Consider the following 20,536-nt stretch of genomic DNA (forward strand, 5'->3'; position numbering starts at 1 on the left):
TTCTGCTTGAGACATAGCCCGCGTCCGGCTGCTGGGCCCCACCTCGCCTGAGCATCCGGCCCCGGCTCTGACACGGAGCTCCATCAGTTCGCGGAGACCGTGAACCGCACGGGTTCACGGAGTACCGAGGCAGCGGTGGGGAGATCGGCCAGGCGGGCGGACAACGTCTGGTGGGCGGCGTCACGTGGCAGTACATCGGTGAACTTGAGACCGCGCAGCGCCCTGTCGTCCGCCTCCGGAGGGCGTAACCGGGTGTCGAGGTCCCGGATAGCGTGCCGCCACCTGCCGGGTTCCATGTCGCTGCGCAGCCTGATGTACAGATCATCGCCTCGCTGGAGAGGGTCCGTCAGCGGGCCGAGGGTGCTCTTCAAGGTGGCGTTGGCCCGATGGCCTGCCCAGGTCCACCAGCGGAGGTCGCCCTCCTCACGGACGATCACCGTTCCCCCCGGCTGTACCGTGCCGCTGCGCTCGTTGCGCAGCCTGGCCAGCACCGCGACGGCCCTGCGCGTGAGCCGTACCGGCGGATCAGCGCCGAGAACGACGTCGCGCATGGCGCGGGCAAGTGCGTAGGAGACGCCGCCTGACACCGATGACGCCCAGCGGGCCTCACCGCCCATGCTGTCCACCGGCTGTACGAAGCCTCGCCGGCGCTTCCAGTCGATCCAGTCCACCTGCCAGGTGCGCCCGGCGAGCAGGAGCAATCGCTGCCCGGGCGCCGCGCTGGTCAGCACGGCGGGATCGGTCCGTCCGATCTCCGCACGACCGTGAAAGACAGTGAACTCCGGCGGCGCGGTGAACACCGCAGTCAGATCCATGAAGTGCCGGCGGCCGAACCGCCGTTCCGCTTCGGGTCCGACGAGTAGCCCGCCCCCATCGCGCTCCAGGAAACCCTCGGCGACCAGATAGTCAAGCACCTGCTGGGCCTCTGCGAGCCGGAACGGGTCAAGGCCGTTCCACCAGTCGGGCCACAGCGCGTCGCCGACCCTCCCCTCCTGGAGGGCGAGCGCGAGGAGTTGCTGGGCGACGATGTGCCGCGGCTCCGGAGGCGGCTCGATCGCTTCGACGTGCCCCTTGCCCCACAACACCAGGAGCCCGGCCGCCGCGAGCAGGTCGTCGTCGGTGAGCGTGAGCAGCAGGCAGTTGCGGCGGGTGCCCGCTCTGCGGCCCGTACGACCGAGCCGCTGCAGGAACGAGGCCACCGACCACGGCGCGTTGATCTGCACCACGCGGTCGAGATCGCCCACGTCGATGCCGAGTTCCAACGTGGATGTGGAGACGATGACGCAGTCGCGGGCCTGGGCGAACGCCTCTTCGGCGCGGCGGCGCTCGTCCAGAGACAGTGAGGCGTGGGACACGAACGTGGTGACGTCGTGTCCGCGCAGCGCCTGCGCGAGCTCCTCGACCATTCGCCGGGAGTCGCAGAAGACCAGCCGCTTCTCGCCCTCGTGCAGTGCGGCTATGATCCGGGCGGCGTTCGGGATCGATCCCACGTAGTCGAGCTCGACGTCGGGTTCGGCGGCCAAGGCAGTCGACTCGGGGGCGAGGACCCGCGCTGGGCGTTTCCCGGCGCTTGAACCCTGGAGCCAGGTGAGAAGCTCGGCGGGATTGCCTACCGTCGCGGAAAGGCCGATCCGCTGCAGCGGACGGCCAGTCAGCCGGGTCAGCCTCTCAAGGACGAACAGCAGATGCCAGCCGCGGTCGTCCCGGGCGAACGCGTGCACCTCGTCCACCACCACCGCGCGCAGGTCGGCCAGCAGACGGCGGTGGTCCACCCCGTTGCTGATCAGCATGGACTCGAGGGATTCCGGGGTGGTCAGCAGAATGTCCGGCGGATCACGCAGGATCGCCTGTCGGCGGGAGCCGGACACGTCGCCGTGCCAGAGCTCCACCCGCCTGCCGAGCCAGCTCGAGTACGCCTGCAGGCGCGGCAGCAGGTTGTTGAGCAGGGCCTTCAGCGGGCAGACGTACAGCACGGACAGCCCGGTCCAGGCCCGCTCCTCCATGGCGGACAGGAGCGGGAACACCGCCGCCTCGGTCTTGCCGCCCGCCGTCGGCGCGATCAGCAGCGTGTCCTGCCCCTCGCCGATGGGTTCGAGCGCCTCCGCTTGCAGCGGTCGCAGCCGCGGCCAGCCCATCGTGTTCGTGAGGTGGTAAGCGATAGTCGGATGCAGCGCGAGCGCCGGTGAGGTCATGGCAGATCGAGCTCCACCTCGTCCGCGGAGACGGCGGCCCGGCTCCGGCGGAAGGCGTTCAGCTCGTCCTCGCTCAACTCGCCCTCCGTGACGGTGACCTGCCGGTAGTCCCTGCGCGGGTCGAAGTCCTCATGGTCCGACACCCGGTACAGCACGTCGGCGACGAGCTTGCGGAGGAAGATGCGGGGCGCCACGCCTACCCCCAGGTGCCCGGCGACCGACGTGGCAAGATCCTTGATGTAGGCGTCGTCGACGAGGTCCCTGATCCGCTGTTCGGCAGGATTCCCCTGGGCGTACAGATCGCGTACGGCGCCGCCCAGCTCAACCAGCTTGTCCCGGTCGAAACCGGTGAGCCGGATCTGCACCGCCCGGGCGGTGTCGAACCGGGCATCGGTCTGGAAATCGGTGTGGAGCCGCTGCGCGAGCGGAGTGAGCCGCTGAACGCCCTGCTGGCCGTCGTAGAAGGCCGGGGTGCCGGTGATGACGAGGTAGAGACCGGGAAACCGGCCCTTGTCGACCTCATCGATGAGCTGCCGAAGAGCGTTCAGGCTCCGCTCGCGGTTGTCGCTGCGCATCCGCTGCAGAGTTTCGACCTCGTCGAGCACGACGAGCAGCCCTGGATAGCCGCAGTCCCGCAGCACCACGAGCAGGCCCTGCAGGAAGTGGAGAGCCGCGGTCGAGTCGAGGTCGCCTTTGAGCCCGGCATAGCGGCGGACGCTCGCCGCGACGTTCGGCTCACCGCCCACCCAGGCGAGCAGGCCGTCCGCGGTCGCGTTGTCGCCCGATAGGCGGGCCCGGCGGTAGAAACGCAGCGCGGTCGCGAACGCGGGCGCGTTCTTGGCGGTCTCCGCCAGCCGCGTTTCGATGAGATCCTCGACCGCCGCCGTCATCGCGTTCCGATCGTCCTTGGCGACCCCGGCATCATCCTCAAGGGCGAGGAGCCAGGTGTCCACGATGTCCCGCAGCGCGCTCGGCGGCGAGGTCGCCGTGCTCAACGCGCCGATCAGCGACCGGTAGACGGTCTCCAGCCTGTGCAGCGGTGTGGCCCGGTCCGAGATCTGGATCTCGCTGGTGGCCATCCTCTTCCGCTTGGCCCGCTCGGCCAGCCACCGGGCGAAGAACGTCTTGCCCGAGCCGTACTCGCCGCGGACCGCCTTGAACCCCGCGCTGCCCGCCGTCACCGCTGCCAACTCGTCGTCGAGCGCCTTCTCGAACCGTTCCATGCCGACCGCGAAAAGGTCCAGGCCGCTTCGCGGCACCGTCCCACGGCCCAGGGCCTCGATGATCTGCCGGCGCCTGGCCCGGCTCACCTTCGGTGTCACGGCTCATCCTCCTCGAAGAACTGCTCCTGCAGCAGTCGCACGTTCAGTTCGACCGTACGGTCGCCGTCCTTCAGTGTGATCACCTCGGTCTGCTCCACGTTGAGCAGGTTCTTCACGGCTCGCATGAGCAGGACCGTCCTGTCGGCGGGGTCTCCGAGCAGCACCGCCACATTCGCCACCGAGTCCCGCCCGGTGCCCGCCGCCAGGTGATCGATGAGGCGGGCGACCGCGTCGTCGTCGACGGCGCCGCCTCGCGGGGCCATCTGCCGTTGCTCGGCATAGGCATCCGAGTCGATCACTCGCCGGCCCAGCGTCGTCGCTGCTTCCGCCGCCGATGATGGCGACGGCGATGCCCCTACGGACTGACGCGGTGCCGCCTGTGACCCGGACACCGGCACGGGCCGCGGTCTCGGCGGTGCCGATACGGGCTGTGCCCCCTGAGGGACGGACCGCGGAGGCGTCGGGGGCGGTTTCATCACCTTGCCGGGGGAAGCCGTCCGCCCATTGGGCGGTAGGACGGGAGTCCATCTCCGCTCGGAAGACGGTGAAGGTGACGGCTGCGGGAGGACGGGACGGCTTCCCGATGCCGGTCTGCTGACCGTCACGCTGCGCCGGCCCGTACCAGGCAGATTGATCGGGGCGACGGGCCCGGCGGGGACTGACTGCTGCGGACGGGAAGGGCGTGTCACCGCGATGCGCTTGCGACCGACCAGCGCCTGCACCCATTCGGCGGCGCTGGGACGACTGCCTCGCGGACCATGCGCACGGGTGAAGAGCTCCCTGACCGCCGTGAGCACCTGGTCCGGCAGCCCGGGGAGCAGCGTCGGCTCCTGACCGGGCCGGACCGACGCGGTCCGCGCCAGCACCCGGCCGACCAGTAGCGCGAGCTTGTAGCGGTCCGTGTCCAGTTCCGGCCCGCTGGACGGCTGGTACGGATCGTCCCAGTCGGGCGTGTGCGCCTGCCGGAGCACCGGCTCTCCCCCATGCCGGCGCAGTCCGTCGCAGTCGAGCATGAACACCTTGTACGGAGCGCCCGGGCGCCACAGCAGGTTTCGGAAGGACAGGTCTCCGACCACCCACCCGTGGGTGTGCAGCAGGTCGATCATCTTGGCGGCCATGGTGGCGATCTCGAGACGGCCCGTGATGCTCGGCTGGTGCAGGCTCTGCCAGGCCCAGTTCGGCTCGTACAGCAGATACTGCAGCTCGACCAGCTTGGGCTTGCCGCCGATCGGGCCGTAGAACTCCCGGGGCACATGCGGCATGAGGAAGCCTGTTACCCGGCCTTCGTGGACCACTCTCGCGACGGGCCAGGCGCACTGGGCCAGCAGGAAGCCCACTTCTCCGGCCGTCCGCCGATGACCGAAGTCGACGAGTTCCGCCAGTGCCCTGCCGTTCACGTGGCCGACGTGCGGCATGTACTCCTTGTAGACGAGGTTCTCCGGCCCGAGGACACGGATGATCACGCCCTGGCCGCCTTTGTCCAGGGGATCGGGCTCAAGGGGCAGTGTCCCGCGCTGCCGGTCGAGCGGATGGGGGGTGAAGGCCATTCAGCCCCTCCAGATGCAGACGGCGGTCCGGTCGTCGTCGTGCGTCCTGGCCCGGAAACTCATCTGCCAGAAGAACTCGGGCAGTGACGGCGGTCCCATCCGCCACCAGTCCGACAGTCGCGTGCTCACCTGCGGCGCGCGCATCGGCTTGGCCAGACCGTCGGTGCACAGCAGCAGCATGTCGCCCGGGTAGAGGTCGGCGTGCCCGACCTCGACGTGCTCGACGTCCCGTGGCAGGGCGCGGGTCGCCGAGGTCGCGACCGCATCCGCGGCTTCGTCCTCTCGAAAGCACGACGTCCACACGCCTCTGTGTAGCCGCCAGGCGGTGCAGTCGCCGACCCGCATGATGACGGCGCGATGCACGGACGCCTCGGGCAGTTCCTCGACGACGGCGGCGAGGAAGGTCGTCGACAGCTCGTCCGGTGCAATCTTGAGGTTCTCCGCCCGCTCGTTGATGTCGCAGGCGATGTTCTCGATGAGGCATCGGGCAGCCGTCATCGGCTCGGCGCAGAAAAGGAAGTCAGGCAGGTTGGCGTGCGCGACCTCGCAGGCCGTGGCCGCTCCGAGATGTGACTGTTCCTTGCTGCCCAGGCCATCTGCCACGCAGGCGAGCAGCCTGCGGTCGCCGTCGTGCCAGAGCCCCATCGCGTCCTGTCTCGACGTGCCGTAGTAGCGATGCGCGTCTCCTCTCACGGACGCGGCGCGTACCTCCAGGCCGGGCAGGGTGCAGCCGTCGATCTCCGTGTCCGGCCGCCGCACCGACGGCAGCGGCCCTGGCTTGGAGAGCAGCCTCGGGGTGCGGCCGATGACGAGTGGTTCGGGTATCCCGGGCGCGGCCTCCACCGTCTCGGCCGCCGAGAACTCCTGAACCTGTTCCATGTGCGGTTCCTTTGGTCAGATGGGGTCGGGGGCGAGGACCGTGTACCCCGGCACCTGGTCGGGGATGATGAGCTGGGCGGCGCCCGAAGGGTTGGAAGACGACGCCACGGCCGACTGGACCACGGAGTTGAGCAGCTGCCGCGCGAACTCCCGCAGCGCCTGCGTAGGTGCCATGTCGCCGTCGGCGATGAACGCCCGGAAAGTGGCGATCTGCTGCAGGGTCGCCGCGTCCACGTCGCCGAAGCCGAACGCCAGGATGGTCGGGTAGGCCTTGAAGTCGCGGCTGACCAGATTCTTGTGCTCCGCCTGCCACTGGTCGGTGGGGAGCCCGTCGGTGAGGAAGAACACCGTGGGCCGGTACGGCGTGTGCCCGGACTGCTTCAACGCCGCGATGTCCTGCTCGATGGTCTGCTTGAGCAAGGAGAACGCGGCTCCGTAGTTGGTCGCGCCGCGCGGCGTCAGCTGGTGGATGGAGTGCACGTCGTTGAGGTCGGCCAGCGGGAGCAGCACCTCGGCGGTGGTGCTGAAACCGATGATGCCAAGCCTGGCCCGGTCCGCGACGACCGGGTTGCTGGCGATCTCCTGGTAGATCAGGGGGAGCTCCTGGTTGATGGCGTCGAGCGGCGCGCCCTGCATGGAGTACGACTCGTCGCAGACCAGGTAGAAGGGGAGTACCTGTTCGCTCATCAGGTGGTCCTCAACTCTCGCGGATGGAGGAGCAGCCGTCGGAGACGAAGTAGATCTCCATGGAGATCGACCCGCTCGGGGCTGCCAGGTCATGAAAGTTCCGGGTCGCGGCGGTCTGGAAGATGCGAGGAAACGCCTTGCCCGCGGCCGCGTTGACCCGGGTCGCCAGATGCACGCCGTTCCCCGCGCCGCCGTCGGCGCCGAAGGTCAGCACCATGCCGGCGTGCCGTCCGGCCAGCCGCTTCTTGTACTTGCGCAGCTCCCGCTTCACCTGGCCGAGCAGTTCCCGGTCGGAGGCGCCGGGGTGCACCCGGAAGGAGACCTTGGTGGGCTTCGCGGCCACCCCCGCGGCCCGCGTCGCGCAGGGTGACGGGGACGGGCTCGGCGACGTCGTCCCCTTGCCCGCGAGGGATTTGGCCGGGACGGGCGGCGGTGCCTGCGCTCCCAGCATGATGATCGTGAGCGCCAGCAGGAGGTCGGCGAACAGCCATCCCGCGAGGAGCAGCGGTGCGACCGAACCGCGACGGGCGGTCACGGTGAGGCCGCCTCGGTGTCGGAGGGCGGGTATGCCGTGGCGCCGGCGGCGGTGACCGCCGCGGCGACCTGCCTTACCGTGTCGTCGAGGCGGGCGATGGCGGCTTGGAGTCCGGCGATCTCGGGAGCGGTGACCTCGCGGACAGCTGACGGGACCTCCTGGAGGGTCCGCGCGAGGTCGGCGGGAAGCCGGTCCAGCGCGTCCCGCGTCTCCTCCAGCAGCCGTACGGTGCGTCCGGCGGTGTCCGAGACCATCTCTATTCGCGCGGCGTGCGCGCTCGCGGTCCCCGCCCAGTCATCGAGGGCCTCTCTGACCTCGGTGCCCGCACCGCCGAGAGTGGCGGCGAGGGTGCCATTGGCGTCGGTCAGGACCCGGCTGATCCGGTCGCCGCTCACGCTGGTGGCCGTCTCCACCCGGCCCACGGCGGAACCGAGATCGGCAGTGACGCTCACGAGCTCACCGACCCGCACGTCCAGGCTCGCCGCCGTGTCGCGTACGGCCTGGTCGGTCGAATCCGCCAGCTCGCGCACCGCCTGCCCGGTCGAGGTCGCGAGGTCCCCGACGACCTGGCCGGCGGATGCCGCCATGTCGCTCACGGCCTGCGCGCTCAGTGCCGCCAACTCGTCGACCGACTTGCGTACGGCGGTGGTGGAGTCGAGGATCACGTTTCCTAGCCGGTCACCCACGCGGTCGACCGCCTCATCGGTCTTCTCCCCGACCGAGTCGATGGCGTACGCGGTCCGCTCGACCGCCCGGAGCAGGGTCTCGGCGGCGGAGGTGACCGTGGCCACCTGCTTGTCGAGGGTCGCGATCGAGTCCCGCATGTCGGCGACTCCCGCCGTCAGCGCGTCCGAGGCCTGGCCGGAAGCTTCGAGCGCCAGGTCGAGCGCCTCCACAACCTTCGTGTAGACCGCCCTGGTGGTCTGGCCGAGCTCGTGCATCTGGGCCGCGCTCTTGGTCAACTCGGCCTGGAACCGGGCCGGAGAGGACAGCCGCACCTGGGCGAGCACGAGGCTCGCCCGGGTCAGTGCGGCCAACAGCTTGGCGCGGAGGGCGTCCACCTGCTCCTCGGCCCGCTGCTCCAACCAGCGCCGCAGCATGCGCTCGCCGAGGGTGACGGCTATGAGCAGACCGATGGCCGACAACGTCAGCACGGCGACGCCGTCGAACTGGAGCCAGGCCGGCAACCTTCCGCCGAAGCCCTGCTGCCACATCTCCAGGAACGGCCGGCGTGCCGCCTCGATGCCGCCTGCCCCGAGGGTCTCGCCGTACGCCGTCGTGGCCTCCTTGAGCCCGTACCAGGTGACGCCGATGGGGAGGAAGACGAGAACGGGCTGGAAAAGGTCAAGAAACTTGAGCAGCCGATACCATTTCGGACCCACTTCCGAAACTGCCGGGATGACCGATTCTCGGGGCGGGAAGGCGGCGAACAGATCCACCTCACACCAGCGCTCGGCCTCGCTGGGTGTCGTGGTGGCTTTCGCCAGCTCACGAAGCTGCTCAGCGCGGAGTTTCAGTTCGGGGTGCCGCGCGAGATCCCGTAATTCTCCGGCGAGTTCCTGGTCCGTCACGGAAGACACATGTCCTTCGGGTCATGTTTGGGTGCAGCTTTAAAGAGGGTTCCGGATGGACCGGTCCATTAGCTGGAAACTGCGTGATTTTTGCGGCTTCTGGTACTGATGTCAACCGTTGTGCTGAATCTGCGATAGCGGCGGGAACGACCCATGGCGACGCCACCTCTCAACGACGACTGAGCGTCCAGGAACCGTCGGCCGTGACGGTGACGAGGCGGGTGCCGGGCGACAGGAGGACCCTGCCCTTGTAAGGACCGATCTCGTTGATGAGCAGGTCGCCGTAACGGCCGACACGGGTGTAGCCGTACACGATGAAGTTCGACTCGCCGTTGTGCGCGGCGCGGAGAGTGCGCAGGCCGCGGGTGGGGGTCAGCTTGAGCACCTGGTCACCGGTGCCGCGGATGGTGCCGGCGCACCAGCAGCGGGCCTTGCTGACCGGCTTGAACGTGGCGGTCCAGGCGCCATCGGCCTTGATCCGCAGGCCGACCGTGCCCTTGCTGTCATAGGCGTTGAAAAGAACGGTGCCCTTGTAGGGCCCGATCTCGTTGACGAGGAGTTCTTCGGTCTTGCCACGCCGATTGATGGTTTCGACGATGAAGTTGGACGCTCCGGCGTGAGCGAATTGGACGAGGCCGGGCTTCTTGGTGGCGGGAATGCGGATCACCTCGTCACCTGTGCCGCGGAACTTCGTGTCGGCGTTCGCGGCGGTCGGTGTGGCGAGTACGGCGACCGCCAGGGTCAGGACGGCGAGCAAACGGCGGAGCATGTCTTGTCTTCTCCTCGTGACGAAAGGGTCGGGGCCGGAAGAGGGGTCGGCATCAGCGTGTGAGAGTGACGGTGACGCCGTCGGAGAAGATCGAGTCGTGCAGTTCGACGGCCTTGAGCTTGATGTTCTCGGGAACGTCGAAGAGCAGGATTCCCTTGACGGCGTTGCCGGGGTTGATGTTGTTGAGGAAGGCGTTGGAGTCCTTCAGCCCGAGCACGGCGGCGCCGGAGTCGGCGTCGAACTCGCGTCCCTTGGCATCGATGAGCTTCTGGGACGAGTCGTGGAACATCTGGGCCTCGTCGCCGATGTTCTTCACGGTCAGGTGGATCAGCACGTACTTACCCTGGGCCTTGGAGATCGTGAATCCTTCGCCGACCTGCGACAGCCCCTTCTCGACCTTGGTGACCTTGAAGGAGAACTTCCCGTCCTTGACCACGTCGCCGATGCCCGCCCGTTTCGGCTCCTCACCGTCCGGGGCGGAGGCGGCCGTGGTCTCTCCGGTCTTGTCGGAGCCGCCGCCGAGGACCGCACCGAGGAAGACCAGCCCCACGAGGACGGCGGTGCCGATCAGCACGGCTTTCAGGCAGCCGCCACCTCTCTTCTGGACGATCACGGTGGGCGGGTGGGGCGGTGGATAGCCGTGCTGCGGCTGCTGGGGATTTGTGTGCATGGCCGGCTCTCTTCGTGGCGGTCGGCGGGGATCTTGTAAGCGCAGGGACTACAGGAAGGCAAGTAAAGCATGCTGTGAACCGTACACACAAGATAAATATTGGTTGCTAGAACTTCGTCCTGAGATCGTGTTCCGATCAACCACGAGTGACCGGCACGCGGGGCCCATGGACTCGGGGTTGCAGGTGAGCAGCTAAACTGTGAATCTCTTACACGGCGCCCCTCCGACGGGCCATCTCCTGAGGGCGATCGCCCTCAGGAGTAGACGGGACACGAGGAGGCCGACGATGGCGGGAGACGAGGCGACCGTCACAGCGGCCGACATCGCCCGGATGGTCGGCGTGGGCCGCGCGGCCGTGAGCAACTGGCGACGACGCTACGAGGACTTCCCACCCCCTGTCGGAGGCACCGCGACCAGCCCTGCGTTCTCCCTGAAAGCGGTGGAGGAATGGCTTCTCCACCAGGGCAAGGTCGAGGAAGTGCCGCTCAGGGAGCGCGTCTGGCAGCAGATCAGGAACGCCGCCGACGACCTGCGTCTCGGCGAGGTAGTCGCCGAAGCGACCGAGCTGCTGAGAGGCCACGGAAAGCGCCGGCTCGTGCCTCCCTCGGCCTGGGGGCTCCTGCGGGATCTCGCGGAAGAACAGGGAAGCGCCGAGGCCGGCGCCTTCCTGCTCGACCGCTACGCCGAGGTCCACTCGCGCCGGCTCTTCGAGACGCCGGCCGAGATCGCGCACTTCATGGCGAGGCTGGCCGGCCCTGATGTCCGATCCGTCCTCGACCCCGCGTGCGGGCTGGGCGTGCTCCTCACCACGATCCGCGAGGTGGAACAGGTGTACGGCCAGGAAGCCGACGACTCGGTGGCCAGGCTCGCCCGGACACGCCTGGTGCTGGCGGGGATCGAGGGTTCAGTGCGGACCGGTGACTCTCTCCGCCACGACTCCTGGCCGGGGGTAACGGTCGACGCCGTCCTGTGCCACCCCCCTTTCAACGACCGTAACTGGGGATACGACGAGCTGGTCAGCGACCCCCGCTGGGAGTACGGCATGCCACCGAAGGCGGAGTCCGAACTCGCCTGGGTGCAGCACGCCATGTCCCATCTGAAACCCGGCGGCACTGCCGTCATGCTGATGCCCGCCATCGCCGCCGGCCGCCGCTCGGGCCGCCGCATCCGGAGCAACCTGCTCCGGCAGGGGGCGCTCCAAGCGGTCGTCGGGCTGCCGCCCAGGATGGGCGCGGGCACGGGCCTCCCTCTTCACATCTGGGTCCTGCGGAGGCCGATCGAGGGCGGCCCGATCCCTTCGCACGTGCTGATGGCCGAAGCCGAGCCTGAAAGCTTCGATGAGATCGCCGAGCGCTGGCGTGAGTTCCGGGTGGATCCTGAGCGAGCCGCCCAGGGGCCGGGCGCGGTGCGGTCGGTGCCCATCATCGAATTGGTGGATGAGAACGTCGATGTCACCCCCGCTGGACATGTGAGCCATGTGGGCCAGCCATCGGCGCACGATTTCCCCGCGGTGCGCGAGCAACTGCTCCACCGCGTCGAGCGGTTGTCGACGATGATCCCCCAAGCCGTGCCCTCCGCGGCGGCCGCGGCGATGCCCTCGGTCCATCTCTCCGAGCTGGAGCGCGTCGGGGCGATCCGGGTGCTCAACGCCGGGCGCTTCGAGATATCGGGAGCCGGTGACCTCGTCCTGACCGACCATGACCTCTTCTCCGGGACCACGCCGCCGCACCGCACGCACCCGGAAGGCCGCGTCCTCATCGAGCCGGGTGACGTCGTCGTCGCAGCCAGGTCAGGAGAGTTCGCCGCGAGAGTGGTCACGGAGAGAGGGATGCTGTTGGGCCCCCGGCTCACCCTGCTGCGACCCGATGCCCAGCGGATCGACTCGTACTTCCTCGCGGGCTTTCTCAGAGCCCTGCCCGCGACCATGGGCACCGGCACCCACTCGGGTGTGAGCAGGTTCGAGCCTCGCCGCGCTGTCGTGCCACGCATGCCTCTGGAAGAGCAGCGGCGGTACGGTGAGTCATTCAGGAGAATCTTCGAGTTCGAGGACGAGCTGCGCAACGTCAGCAACGCCGGCCAAGCCGCTGCCGCTTCATTCCTCAAAGCGCTCGGCAAGGGCGATCTCACTCCCCCACCGGCGTAAGCGACCCGATGTTTATCTGTGAACCGAAAACACAACTGTTGTTGCTATGGACATCGGTTTGGTATCTGCCGTAGATTCCAGCGGGTACTTCCGGGGGCGGATGGGGCTTGGATCGTTCCCCATGCCGGCCCAAGCTGGCAAGGGCCGTCGGCAAGGAGTGAACGGTGACGAGTGCGACCTCTGAGAGACCGGCCATCGGCGAGCTGGTTTCGGTCCGCGGGCAGCGCTGGGTGGTCGGGGAAGTCGAACCGGGCGAGAGCAGCACTCTGGTGACCCTGCAGAGCGTCGAGGACGGCCGGTACGGCGACACCCTCGACGTCGTGTGGGAGATAGAGCCGGGCCGCCGCGTCCTGCCCAGCGGTTCCCTGCCCGACGTCGGCCCCGACGGGTTCGACTCGCCGGAGCGGCTCGCCGCGTTCCTCGACGCCATCCGCTGGTCGGCCGTGACGAGCGCCGACGTGAAGACCCTGCAGGCGCCGTACCGCTCCGGGGTGGCCATCGAGGACTACCAACTCGAACCGGTCTCCCGCGCCCTCGACGCGCCCCGCGTCAACCTACTGCTCGCCGACGACGTCGGCCTGGGCAAGACCATCGAGGCCGGTCTCGTCGCCCAGGAGCTGCTGCTGCGCCACCGGGCGCGGACCATCATGATCGTCTGCCCGGCCGGTCTCACCCTGAAGTGGAAGGACGAGATGGCCGACAAGTTCGGCCTGGACTTCACGATCATCGACACGGAGCGGTGCGCACAGGTGCGACGCACGCACGGCAGCGCCGCCAACCCGTTCACGGTCTACCCGCTCAGCATCGTGAGCCTGCCCTGGTTGCGCGGGCAGAAGGCCCAGCGGCTGCTCGACGAGGTCCTCGACCCGGGCGCGATGGAGCGCCGGTTCGACCTGCTGATCCTCGACGAGGCCCACCACGTGGCGCCCGCCGCGCCCAAGCAGGTTTACGCGGTCGACTCCCAGCAGACCAAGCTCATCCGCCGCCTCGCCCCGCACTTCACCCACCGACTGTTCCTGTCGGCGACGCCGCACAACGGCTACCAGGAATCGTTCACCGCGCTGCTGGAGATTCTGGACGACCAGAGATTCGCCCGGGGCGTTCCGGTGGACAAGTCTGCCGAGAAGGAAACCGTGATCCGCCGGCTCAAGCGGCACATCGTGAACGCCGACGGCACCAAGCGGTTCCTCGACCGGGACGCCCGCGCGATCCCGGTGCCGTATCCACCGGACGAGCGCGAGGTGCACGACCTGCTCAAGCAGTTCGCCAAGGCGCGCAGGGCCAGGCTCAATGCCAACCTCAAAGGCCGCAAGGCCGCCGACCTCGTCACGCTGCTGCTCAAGAAGCGCCTGTTCTCCAGCCCCGCCGCCTTCGCCCACACCCTCGACGTCTATCTCGACGGCGTACGGGACCTTCCGGCCGCGCCCGTGGAGGACGACGACGAGGAGTGGATGGACGACTTCTGGGACGAGGCCGCCACCCTCGACGACGAGCCGCTCGCCGAGGCCGAGGACGACGCGCTCTCCATGGCCGCCCCCCTGCAGGGAGTCGCCGGCGATGAGGAGATCGCGCTGCTGGAGCGGATGCGCGCCTGGGCCCGCGACTACGATTCCGCGCCCGACGCCAAGGCCCGCCGGCTCATTGACTACCTGCGCGCGGTCTGCCGCCCCGACAAACACTGGACCAACGAACGGGTCGTGGTCTTCACCGAGTATCGCGACACCCAGAAGTGGCTCGTGGAGCTGCTCAGGCAGGAAGACCTCGGGGGCGACCACCTCGCCGTGCTGCACGGCGGCATGTCCGCCGCCGAACGCGAGCAGCTCCGGGTCGCCTTCCAGAAGGACCCGGGCGAGCACCCCGTACGGATCCTGGTGGCCACCGACGCCGCCAGCGAGGGCATCGACCTGCAGAACCACTGCCACCGCCTGGTCAACTACGACATCCCGTTCAACCCGAACAAGCTGGAGCAGCGCATCGGCCGCGTCGACCGCTGGGGCCAGAAGCGCACACCGGACATCCGCCACTTCATGGGCACCGGCTGGGACAAGGCCGTCGACTCGTACGAGGCCGACCTGGAGTTCCTGTCCCGAGTGGCGAACAAGGTCGCCCAGATGGAGGAGGACCTCGGCTCGGTCAACGCCGTCCTGGCGAGGGCCGTGCAGCGGCGGATGCTCGGCGACATCGCCGACTACGACGTGGAGCAGGCGGGCGCCTCCGAGGGAACCGTCCCCGCCGAGACGAACGTCGGCGAGCAGGTCCGCAGGCTCCGGGCCAACCTGGACGAGACCGTCGCCGAGCTCGGGATCACCCCGGAGAACGTCAAGCGCGTCGTCGACACCGCCTTGGAGCTCGCCCGGCAGCAGCCGCTCACGCCACACCTCGACGAGAAGCACCTCACCGAGGGCCTCTACGACGTGCCGCCGCTCACCGGCTCCTGGGAGCGCGCCGCCGCCGGGCTGCCGGCGAAGCAGACGAGGAAGGACGAGGCGCCGTACCAGCGCCCGGTGACCTTCGACGCCGGGGCGACGCTCGACCCTGAGGGCCGGGTGCGAGACGACGTCGTGCTCGCCCACCTCGGGCACCCGCTCGTCGCCATGTCCACCCGACTGCTGCGGGCGGCGGTCTCCAACAGCGAGATCGGCCTGCACCGGGTGACGGCGGTGGTCAGCGACGATCCCGCGCTGGAGACCACCCTGTCCGGCGCGTTCTCCCGCTTCGTCCTGGTCGGCGGCGACGGGGTGCGGCTGCACGAGGAGGTTCTGTACGCGGGCGGCTGGGTGCAGGAGAGCGGGCGGTTCCGCCGCCTGGAGAACCTGACCGTGCTCGGCGGCATCGTGGACCGGGCGCTCACCCAGGGCACCCCCGCCTCCGCCCCCGTACGGCACCGCCTGGCCGAGGCGTGGCCGCGCGTCGCAGGCCCGCTCCTGCAGTCGATCGACTGGCGTACGGAGCAGAAGCAGGACCAGCTCGAACGCAAGCTGGCCCAGCGCAGGGAGGCCGAGCAGACCCGGGTCGCGGCCAGCCTGGAGCGGTTCGAGGCCACCCTGCGAGCCAAGCTCGCCGAGGGCGATCAGGGCGACGCGCTGTTCAGCCGGGCCGAGGCGGCGCCCAGCAAGGAAGAGCGCGACCAGTACCGCAGGGACCGCAGATCCTGGGAGGAACGCCTGGCCGGCCTCGGCCGGGAGCGCGACCGGGAACTGGAAGCGATCGCGGCGCGCTACCGTGACCCACGGCCGCACCGGTTCCCGGTGGCCGTGGTCTTCGTCGTGCCGAGGCGGGAGGCGACCCGATGAGCAGGTTCACCAGAGACGTCGACCACCAGGGATGGCTCAGCCTGGTTGAGGTGACCGGGCCGTTCCTCAGCATCCCGGTGCTGCGCTCCACCTGGCCGGCGCTCGACGCCGTCGACCGGCAGCGGCTCGACGCGCTCCGTCTCGCCCACGCGGCGTGGCAGAAGGGCCGTGACCGCCGTGCCTGGGTCGAGCACGTGCTGCGCGGGCTGCTGCGCTGGGGCGACGCACTCCACGTGGGCGGGCCGGAACGCGCGCTCGATCACCTCGCGATGGACGTGCCCGAGCACGACACCACGCTCACGCCGTCGTTCGCGCTGGCGGTGCCGGGGCACGCGTCCAAGCCCGACACCGTACGGCTGCTCGGCATGATCACCAGCGGGCACCCCACCGCGCGCATGAAGCTGTCGAAGTGGGCCGCCACGCCCACCGACCGGATGGCGCAGCTGTGCCGGCACCACGGCGTGGAGCTCGGCCTGGTCACCGACGGCCGCTGGTGGACGCTCGTCTGGGCGCCCAGGGGCGGGGTGACGACCACGGCGGTGTTCGACGCGATCCCCTGGCCGGAGGCCGCCGAGCGCGACGTGCTGCGCGCCTTCGTCTCGCTGCTCGGCTTCGACCGGTTCTTCTCCTTCCCCGAGTCCGAGCGCCTGCCCGCGCTGCTCAAGGCCAGCCTCGACAGCCAGGAGGACATCACCGAGGCCCTCGGCGTCCAGGTCCGCCAGGCCGTCGAGCTGCTCGTCGCCGCCATCGGCCGGGCCGGTGTGCCGGGCGAGGTCACCGCGCACGAGGTCTACCGGGGCGCGGTGTCGGTGATGATGCGGGTCGTCTTCCTGCTCTTCGCCGAGGAGCGCGGGCTGCTGCCGTCGGACAACAAGGTGTACGCGGCTGCGTACTCGGCCGGGCGGCTCTGCGCGGAGCTGGAGCAGCGGGCGATCGAGGGCAGCGAGGAGGAGCTGGAGAACAGCCACGCCGCCTGGCATCGGCTGCTCGCCCTGTTCCGGGCGGTGCACAGCGGGGTTGAGCATCCGCGGCTGACCATGCACGCCCACGACGGGTCGCTGTTCGACCCGGACGCGCATCCCTGGATGCCGCTCACCATCGACGACCGGACCGTGCTGCACATGCTGCGCGCCGTGCAGTACGTCGAGGTCGGCAAGGGCAAGAACCGGGAGCGGCGCAGGCTGAGCTTCCGCTCGCTCGACGTCGAGCAGATCGGTTACGTGTACGAGGGTCTGCTGTCGTACGACGGGTTCCGTGCGGCGGACACCGTTCTCGGCCTGGTCGGCAAGGCCGGCCGGGAGGAGGAGGTCGAGCTCGCCGACCTGGAGGCGCTGGCGCGGGACTCCGGTGACGCTCTGGCGGAGAGGCTGGCGGAGAAGTACAAGGACTCGGGCATCGGCAGCGTGGCCGCCCTGCGCAGACGGCTTGCGCCGCTGGACGAGGCGGGCACGCTGGAGGCCACCCGCAGGCTGCTCGCGGTCACGGGCGGCGACGCGGAGCTGGCCCGGCGGCTGCTGCCGTTCGCCGGCCTGCTGCGCGACGACCTGCGGGGGCTGCCGGTCGTCATCCTGCCCGGGGCGCTGTTCGTCACGGAGTCGGCGCTGCGCAAGAACACCGGGACTCACTACACGCCCCGGTTCCTAGCGGAGCAGGTCGTGGAGGGCGCTCTGGAGCCTCTGGTCTACTCCCCCGGCCCGCTGCAGACGGCCGACCGGTCACAGTGGAAGCTGCGCAGCTCGGCCGAGATCCTGGGGAGGGATGGGCATCGGGGGTTGAAGATCGCCGACATCGCCATGGGCTCGGCGGCGTTCCTGGTGGCCGCCGCGCGGTATCTCGGGGACCGGCTGGTGGAGGCGTGGTCGCAGGAAGACCATGAGGAGGCGGCAGCCTACCTGGAGAGTGCCGGGGAACGTACGGCCGACGCCGATGCGGACCCCGTCGTCATCGAGGCTCGGCGGCAGGTCATCGAGCACTGCCTATATGGCGTGGACATCAACCCAATGGCCGTTGAGATGGCCAAGCTGTCGTTGTGGCTGGTGTCGATGGACCCGGCCCGGCCGTTTACGTTCGTGGACGACCGGCTCGCGGTGGGTGACGCGCTACTTGGAATCACGTCGTTGGAGCAGCTCAAATACATGCACCTGGTGCCTTCGCGAGGGCGCAAGGTGCACAGCGACCTGCTGGAACTGTCTAAGAATGTGCAGCGGGTCGTCCGCGACGCGGCCGAGAAGCGGCGGCATCTTACCGAGATCTCGGTGGATTCGAACGGCATCGAGGCGCTGAACAAGAAGCGCAGCATCCTGTTCGAGATCGACAACGACACCCGCCAACACCGCCTGTTCGCGGACCTGCTGGTGGGGGCATCGCTGCGGTACGCCGTGGAGCAGGGCCGGATTGGTGACGCACCGGTGCCTCCTCAGCCGGACAAGCTGCGCGGTTTCGACCGGGCCTCTCTGAAGGTAGCGAAGCTCACGAGTGCACTGGTGAACGATGAGACCAGTAGCAAGCCAAAGGCCGAGGAGACTCGGAAGGAGTGGCTGGCCACCGACCAGATCCCAGGCTCCTTCAACCGCCAGCCGGTGCATTGGCCATTGGTGTTTCCGGAGGTCTTCAAGAAGACTGGCGGCAGTTCGGCCAGTACCGGCTTCGACGCCATCATCGGCAACCCGCCGTTCCTGGGCGGCAAAAAGATCAGCGGCAGCTCGGGGTCAGCCTATCGGGAGTACCTCGTCTCGGCTCTTGCTAAAGACGTCAAAGGAAATGCCGATCTAGCCGCCTATTTTGTCCTGCGCGCCCACTCGATACTCAACCCTAAAGGCCAGACAGGCCTGATCGCGACGAACACTCTCGCCCAAGGTGACACCCGCGCAGTCGGCCTCGATCAAGTCCTAGCTGCAGGATCTACGATTAGGCAATCCATCAAGAGCCGCCCGTGGCCTTCTCGCAGCGCCATGCTTGAATACTGCGCTATATGGACGAGCAGAGGCCAGCTGGAAGGCCAGGCCGACCGGATAGCAGACAACGCGAAGGTTTCCGCGATCACATCGTCGCTTGAACCGGCGTCCCGAGTTGTGGGGAAGCCGGAGAGACTCGTGGCAAGTCAAGGCCTTGCTCATTTCGGTTCACTTGTGAACGGTATGGGGTTTACGATGACGCCTGAGCATGCTCAGGTATTGATCGATCGAGACCAACGAAACCGTGAGGTCCTCTTCCCATACTTGAATGGACAAGATGTAAACTCTCAAGTCGACTTCTCGGCAAGTAGATGGATCATCGATTTTCGAGATTGGCTGGAAGAGAAAGCGAAACACTACCCGGACTGTTACGATCAAGTAGTTCGGCTTGTGAAGCCGGAGCGTGACCAAAATAGCCGCAGGATCTACAGAGAGCATTGGTGGCAGTACGCCGAGAACCAGATGACGATGCGTAAGGCTATAGTCGGCCTGAAGCGGGTAATCGTTATCGCACTGGTGAGCAAGATCGTAATGCCGGTAATGGTGCCGACTGGGCAAGTCTTCTCGCACATGCTCGGTGTGTTCGCGACAGATGATGCGGCGATGCTTGGGTTGCTGTCGAGCGCGTCACATTACTGGTGGGTGCGCACTCGGGCGTCAACGCTGGAGACGCGAATTCGCTACACGCTGTCTGACGTTTTCGAAACGCTGCCACTGTCGGAATTGAGCGAGGATGTGCGGCACCTTGGGGATCAACTTGACACCTACCGGCGAGAACTCATGCTCGCCCGCCAGGCTGGCCTGACCGCAACATACAACCTGGTCAACGATCCGTCGTGCCAGGACGAGGACATCGTCGAGCTGCGCCGGATTCACCGGGACATCGACGCGGCGGTCTGTCGAGCGTACGGCTGGGACGACATGCTCGACCGCCTCGACCACGGCCATCACATCGTAGGAGGCCGGGAGACCCGCTACACGGTCGGTCCCTTCGCCCAACGCGAGTTCGTGGATCGCCTGCTCGAACTCAACCACGAGCGCTACGCCGAAGAGGTCGCCAAGGGCCTCCACGACAAGAAGAGGTCAGCCAAGACTGGCCGCGCTCCCAAGGAGCCCAAGGCGGCCCCGCCCGGACTGTTCTGAACCGGGTAGCGGCTCTGTGGCAGGGGCCGTCATAGCCACTTTTGTACGAAGTCATCGTCATAGTCGAGGTCGCCATTCATCATTAGGATTGCGGCACCCAGGTTCATGTTTGATTCCCTGTCCGGTATGGCGCAGTTAGCGCATATTGCTCCGCCGTGCTCTTCGTCATAATCGCTTTCTCCGTCGAACGTCTCGTTGTACTCGTCTCGGACATCTGAGACATCAAATTCCGTTTCGCAGTTCACACACTTTGGCATGCGCCAAGCCTAGTACGAAAGCCACCGCTTGAGAGAGGCAGTAGAAGGTGTTGGGCCAGAGGCGTCGGAAAGTATCGTGGAGCAACGTCGAAATTTTCCAGGTGGTGAGCGTGAGGATTTCCGTCCTGGAAGGCATCGACCCCAATCAGGCCACCGGCACGCTCTGGCCCCCTACACTCTCAACTGCGAAGAGCCCGTCATGATCCGAGTGGTAACCGCTAGACTTCAGCGCGTCTGCGATCGCGAACTGATTGCCTCGATCAGCATTGCCCGTAAGTGGGGCAGAGGCCCTCCCACCTGCCCCACCCCGACGCTTCAGAGAGAAACGGATATATGACAGACATCCCTCAGGTGATTACCACGAGGGGGAGCGACCGCTACCACGCCAGCGAGGACTGCCCCATGTTCCAGGCGAGTCGGCGCGGCAGCGAAAGCCAGGGTAACCGCCTGCATAATCTCTTGCGAATGCCCGCAGCAGAAGCGCGGGCCGACGGCTGGACGCCATGCCCCGGATGCGTCGACAGCGGAGATATGTGAACGCCCAAGCAGCCAGCAGTTCGAGGCCCTTTCGCCA

Annotated in this window: 12 protein-coding genes; 3 read left to right on the forward strand and 9 right to left on the reverse strand. The window is 67.9% G+C overall.

Features of this window, described 5'->3' with window-relative positions; genetic code table 11:
• Positions 1-83: 83 nt before the first annotated feature.
• The 9 genes from FR742_RS30145 to FR742_RS30185 all read right to left on the reverse strand — a co-directional run bounded on the left by FR742_RS30145 (position 84) and on the right by FR742_RS30185 (position 10,172).
• On the reverse strand, positions 84-2,192 hold the full coding sequence (locus FR742_RS30145) for a DEAD/DEAH box helicase (protein ID WP_148034075.1): 2,109 nt from the start codon (positions 2,190-2,192) through the stop codon (positions 84-86).
• The gene (brxD, locus tag FR742_RS30150) at positions 2,189-3,514 is read right to left on the reverse strand and encodes a BREX system ATP-binding protein BrxD (RefSeq protein ID WP_148034076.1); all 1,326 of its coding nucleotides are present in this window, start codon (positions 3,512-3,514) and stop codon (positions 2,189-2,191) included. Before brxD ends, FR742_RS30145 begins: the two co-directional genes overlap by 4 nt.
• A complete protein-coding gene (locus FR742_RS30155) occupies positions 3,511-5,061 on the reverse strand; it encodes a hypothetical protein (protein WP_148034077.1) in 1,551 nt (516 codons plus the stop codon). The genes brxD and FR742_RS30155 overlap by 4 nt, the downstream gene beginning before the upstream one ends.
• A complete protein-coding gene (locus tag FR742_RS30160; protein ID WP_148034078.1) occupies positions 5,062-5,940 on the reverse strand; it encodes a protein phosphatase 2C domain-containing protein in 879 nt (292 codons plus the stop codon).
• A 15-nt stretch (positions 5,941-5,955) separates the two neighbouring features.
• Positions 5,956-6,627 carry a VWA domain-containing protein gene (locus FR742_RS30165; RefSeq protein ID WP_148034079.1) on the reverse strand — a complete coding sequence of 224 codons (672 nt, stop codon included), beginning with the start codon at positions 6,625-6,627 and terminating at the stop codon, positions 5,956-5,958.
• Between the two features lie 10 nt (positions 6,628-6,637).
• Positions 6,638-7,162 carry a hypothetical protein gene (locus tag FR742_RS30170; RefSeq protein WP_148034080.1) on the reverse strand — a complete coding sequence of 175 codons (525 nt, stop codon included), beginning with the start codon at positions 7,160-7,162 and terminating at the stop codon, positions 6,638-6,640.
• On the reverse strand, positions 7,159-8,733 hold the full coding sequence (locus FR742_RS30175; RefSeq protein WP_148034081.1) for a hypothetical protein: 1,575 nt from the start codon (positions 8,731-8,733) through the stop codon (positions 7,159-7,161). The genes FR742_RS30170 and FR742_RS30175 overlap by 4 nt, the downstream gene beginning before the upstream one ends.
• A gap of 169 nt (positions 8,734-8,902) precedes the next feature.
• On the reverse strand, positions 8,903-9,502 hold the full coding sequence (locus FR742_RS30180) for a hypothetical protein (RefSeq protein ID WP_148034082.1): 600 nt from the start codon (positions 9,500-9,502) through the stop codon (positions 8,903-8,905).
• Between the two features lie 52 nt (positions 9,503-9,554).
• The gene (locus tag FR742_RS30185; protein WP_148034083.1) at positions 9,555-10,172 is read right to left on the reverse strand and encodes a DUF4352 domain-containing protein; all 618 of its coding nucleotides are present in this window, start codon (positions 10,170-10,172) and stop codon (positions 9,555-9,557) included.
• Between the two features lie 286 nt (positions 10,173-10,458).
• Here FR742_RS30185 and FR742_RS30190 point away from each other — a divergent pair, with 286 nt between their 5' ends.
• From FR742_RS30190 to FR742_RS30200, 3 genes are all read left to right on the forward strand, one after another.
• Entirely contained in the window at positions 10,459-12,315 is a 1,857-nt protein-coding gene (locus tag FR742_RS30190; RefSeq protein WP_148034084.1) for an N-6 DNA methylase, read from the forward strand.
• A 164-nt stretch (positions 12,316-12,479) separates the two neighbouring features.
• Complete coding sequence (gene drmD / locus FR742_RS30195) at positions 12,480-15,608, forward strand: DISARM system SNF2-like helicase DrmD (RefSeq protein WP_148034085.1); 3,129 nt, start codon at positions 12,480-12,482, stop codon at positions 15,606-15,608.
• Positions 15,605-19,705, forward strand: a complete 4,101-nt coding sequence (locus FR742_RS30200; protein ID WP_148034086.1) for an Eco57I restriction-modification methylase domain-containing protein — start codon at positions 15,605-15,607, stop codon at positions 19,703-19,705. Before drmD ends, FR742_RS30200 begins: the two co-directional genes overlap by 4 nt.
• The last annotated feature ends 831 nt before the right edge of the window (positions 19,706-20,536 follow it).

The sequence above is a fragment of the Nonomuraea sp. C10 genome, from assembly GCF_008017515.1.
In the GTDB taxonomy this organism is placed as follows: Bacteria; Actinomycetota; Actinomycetes; order Streptosporangiales; family Streptosporangiaceae; genus Nonomuraea; species Nonomuraea ferruginea.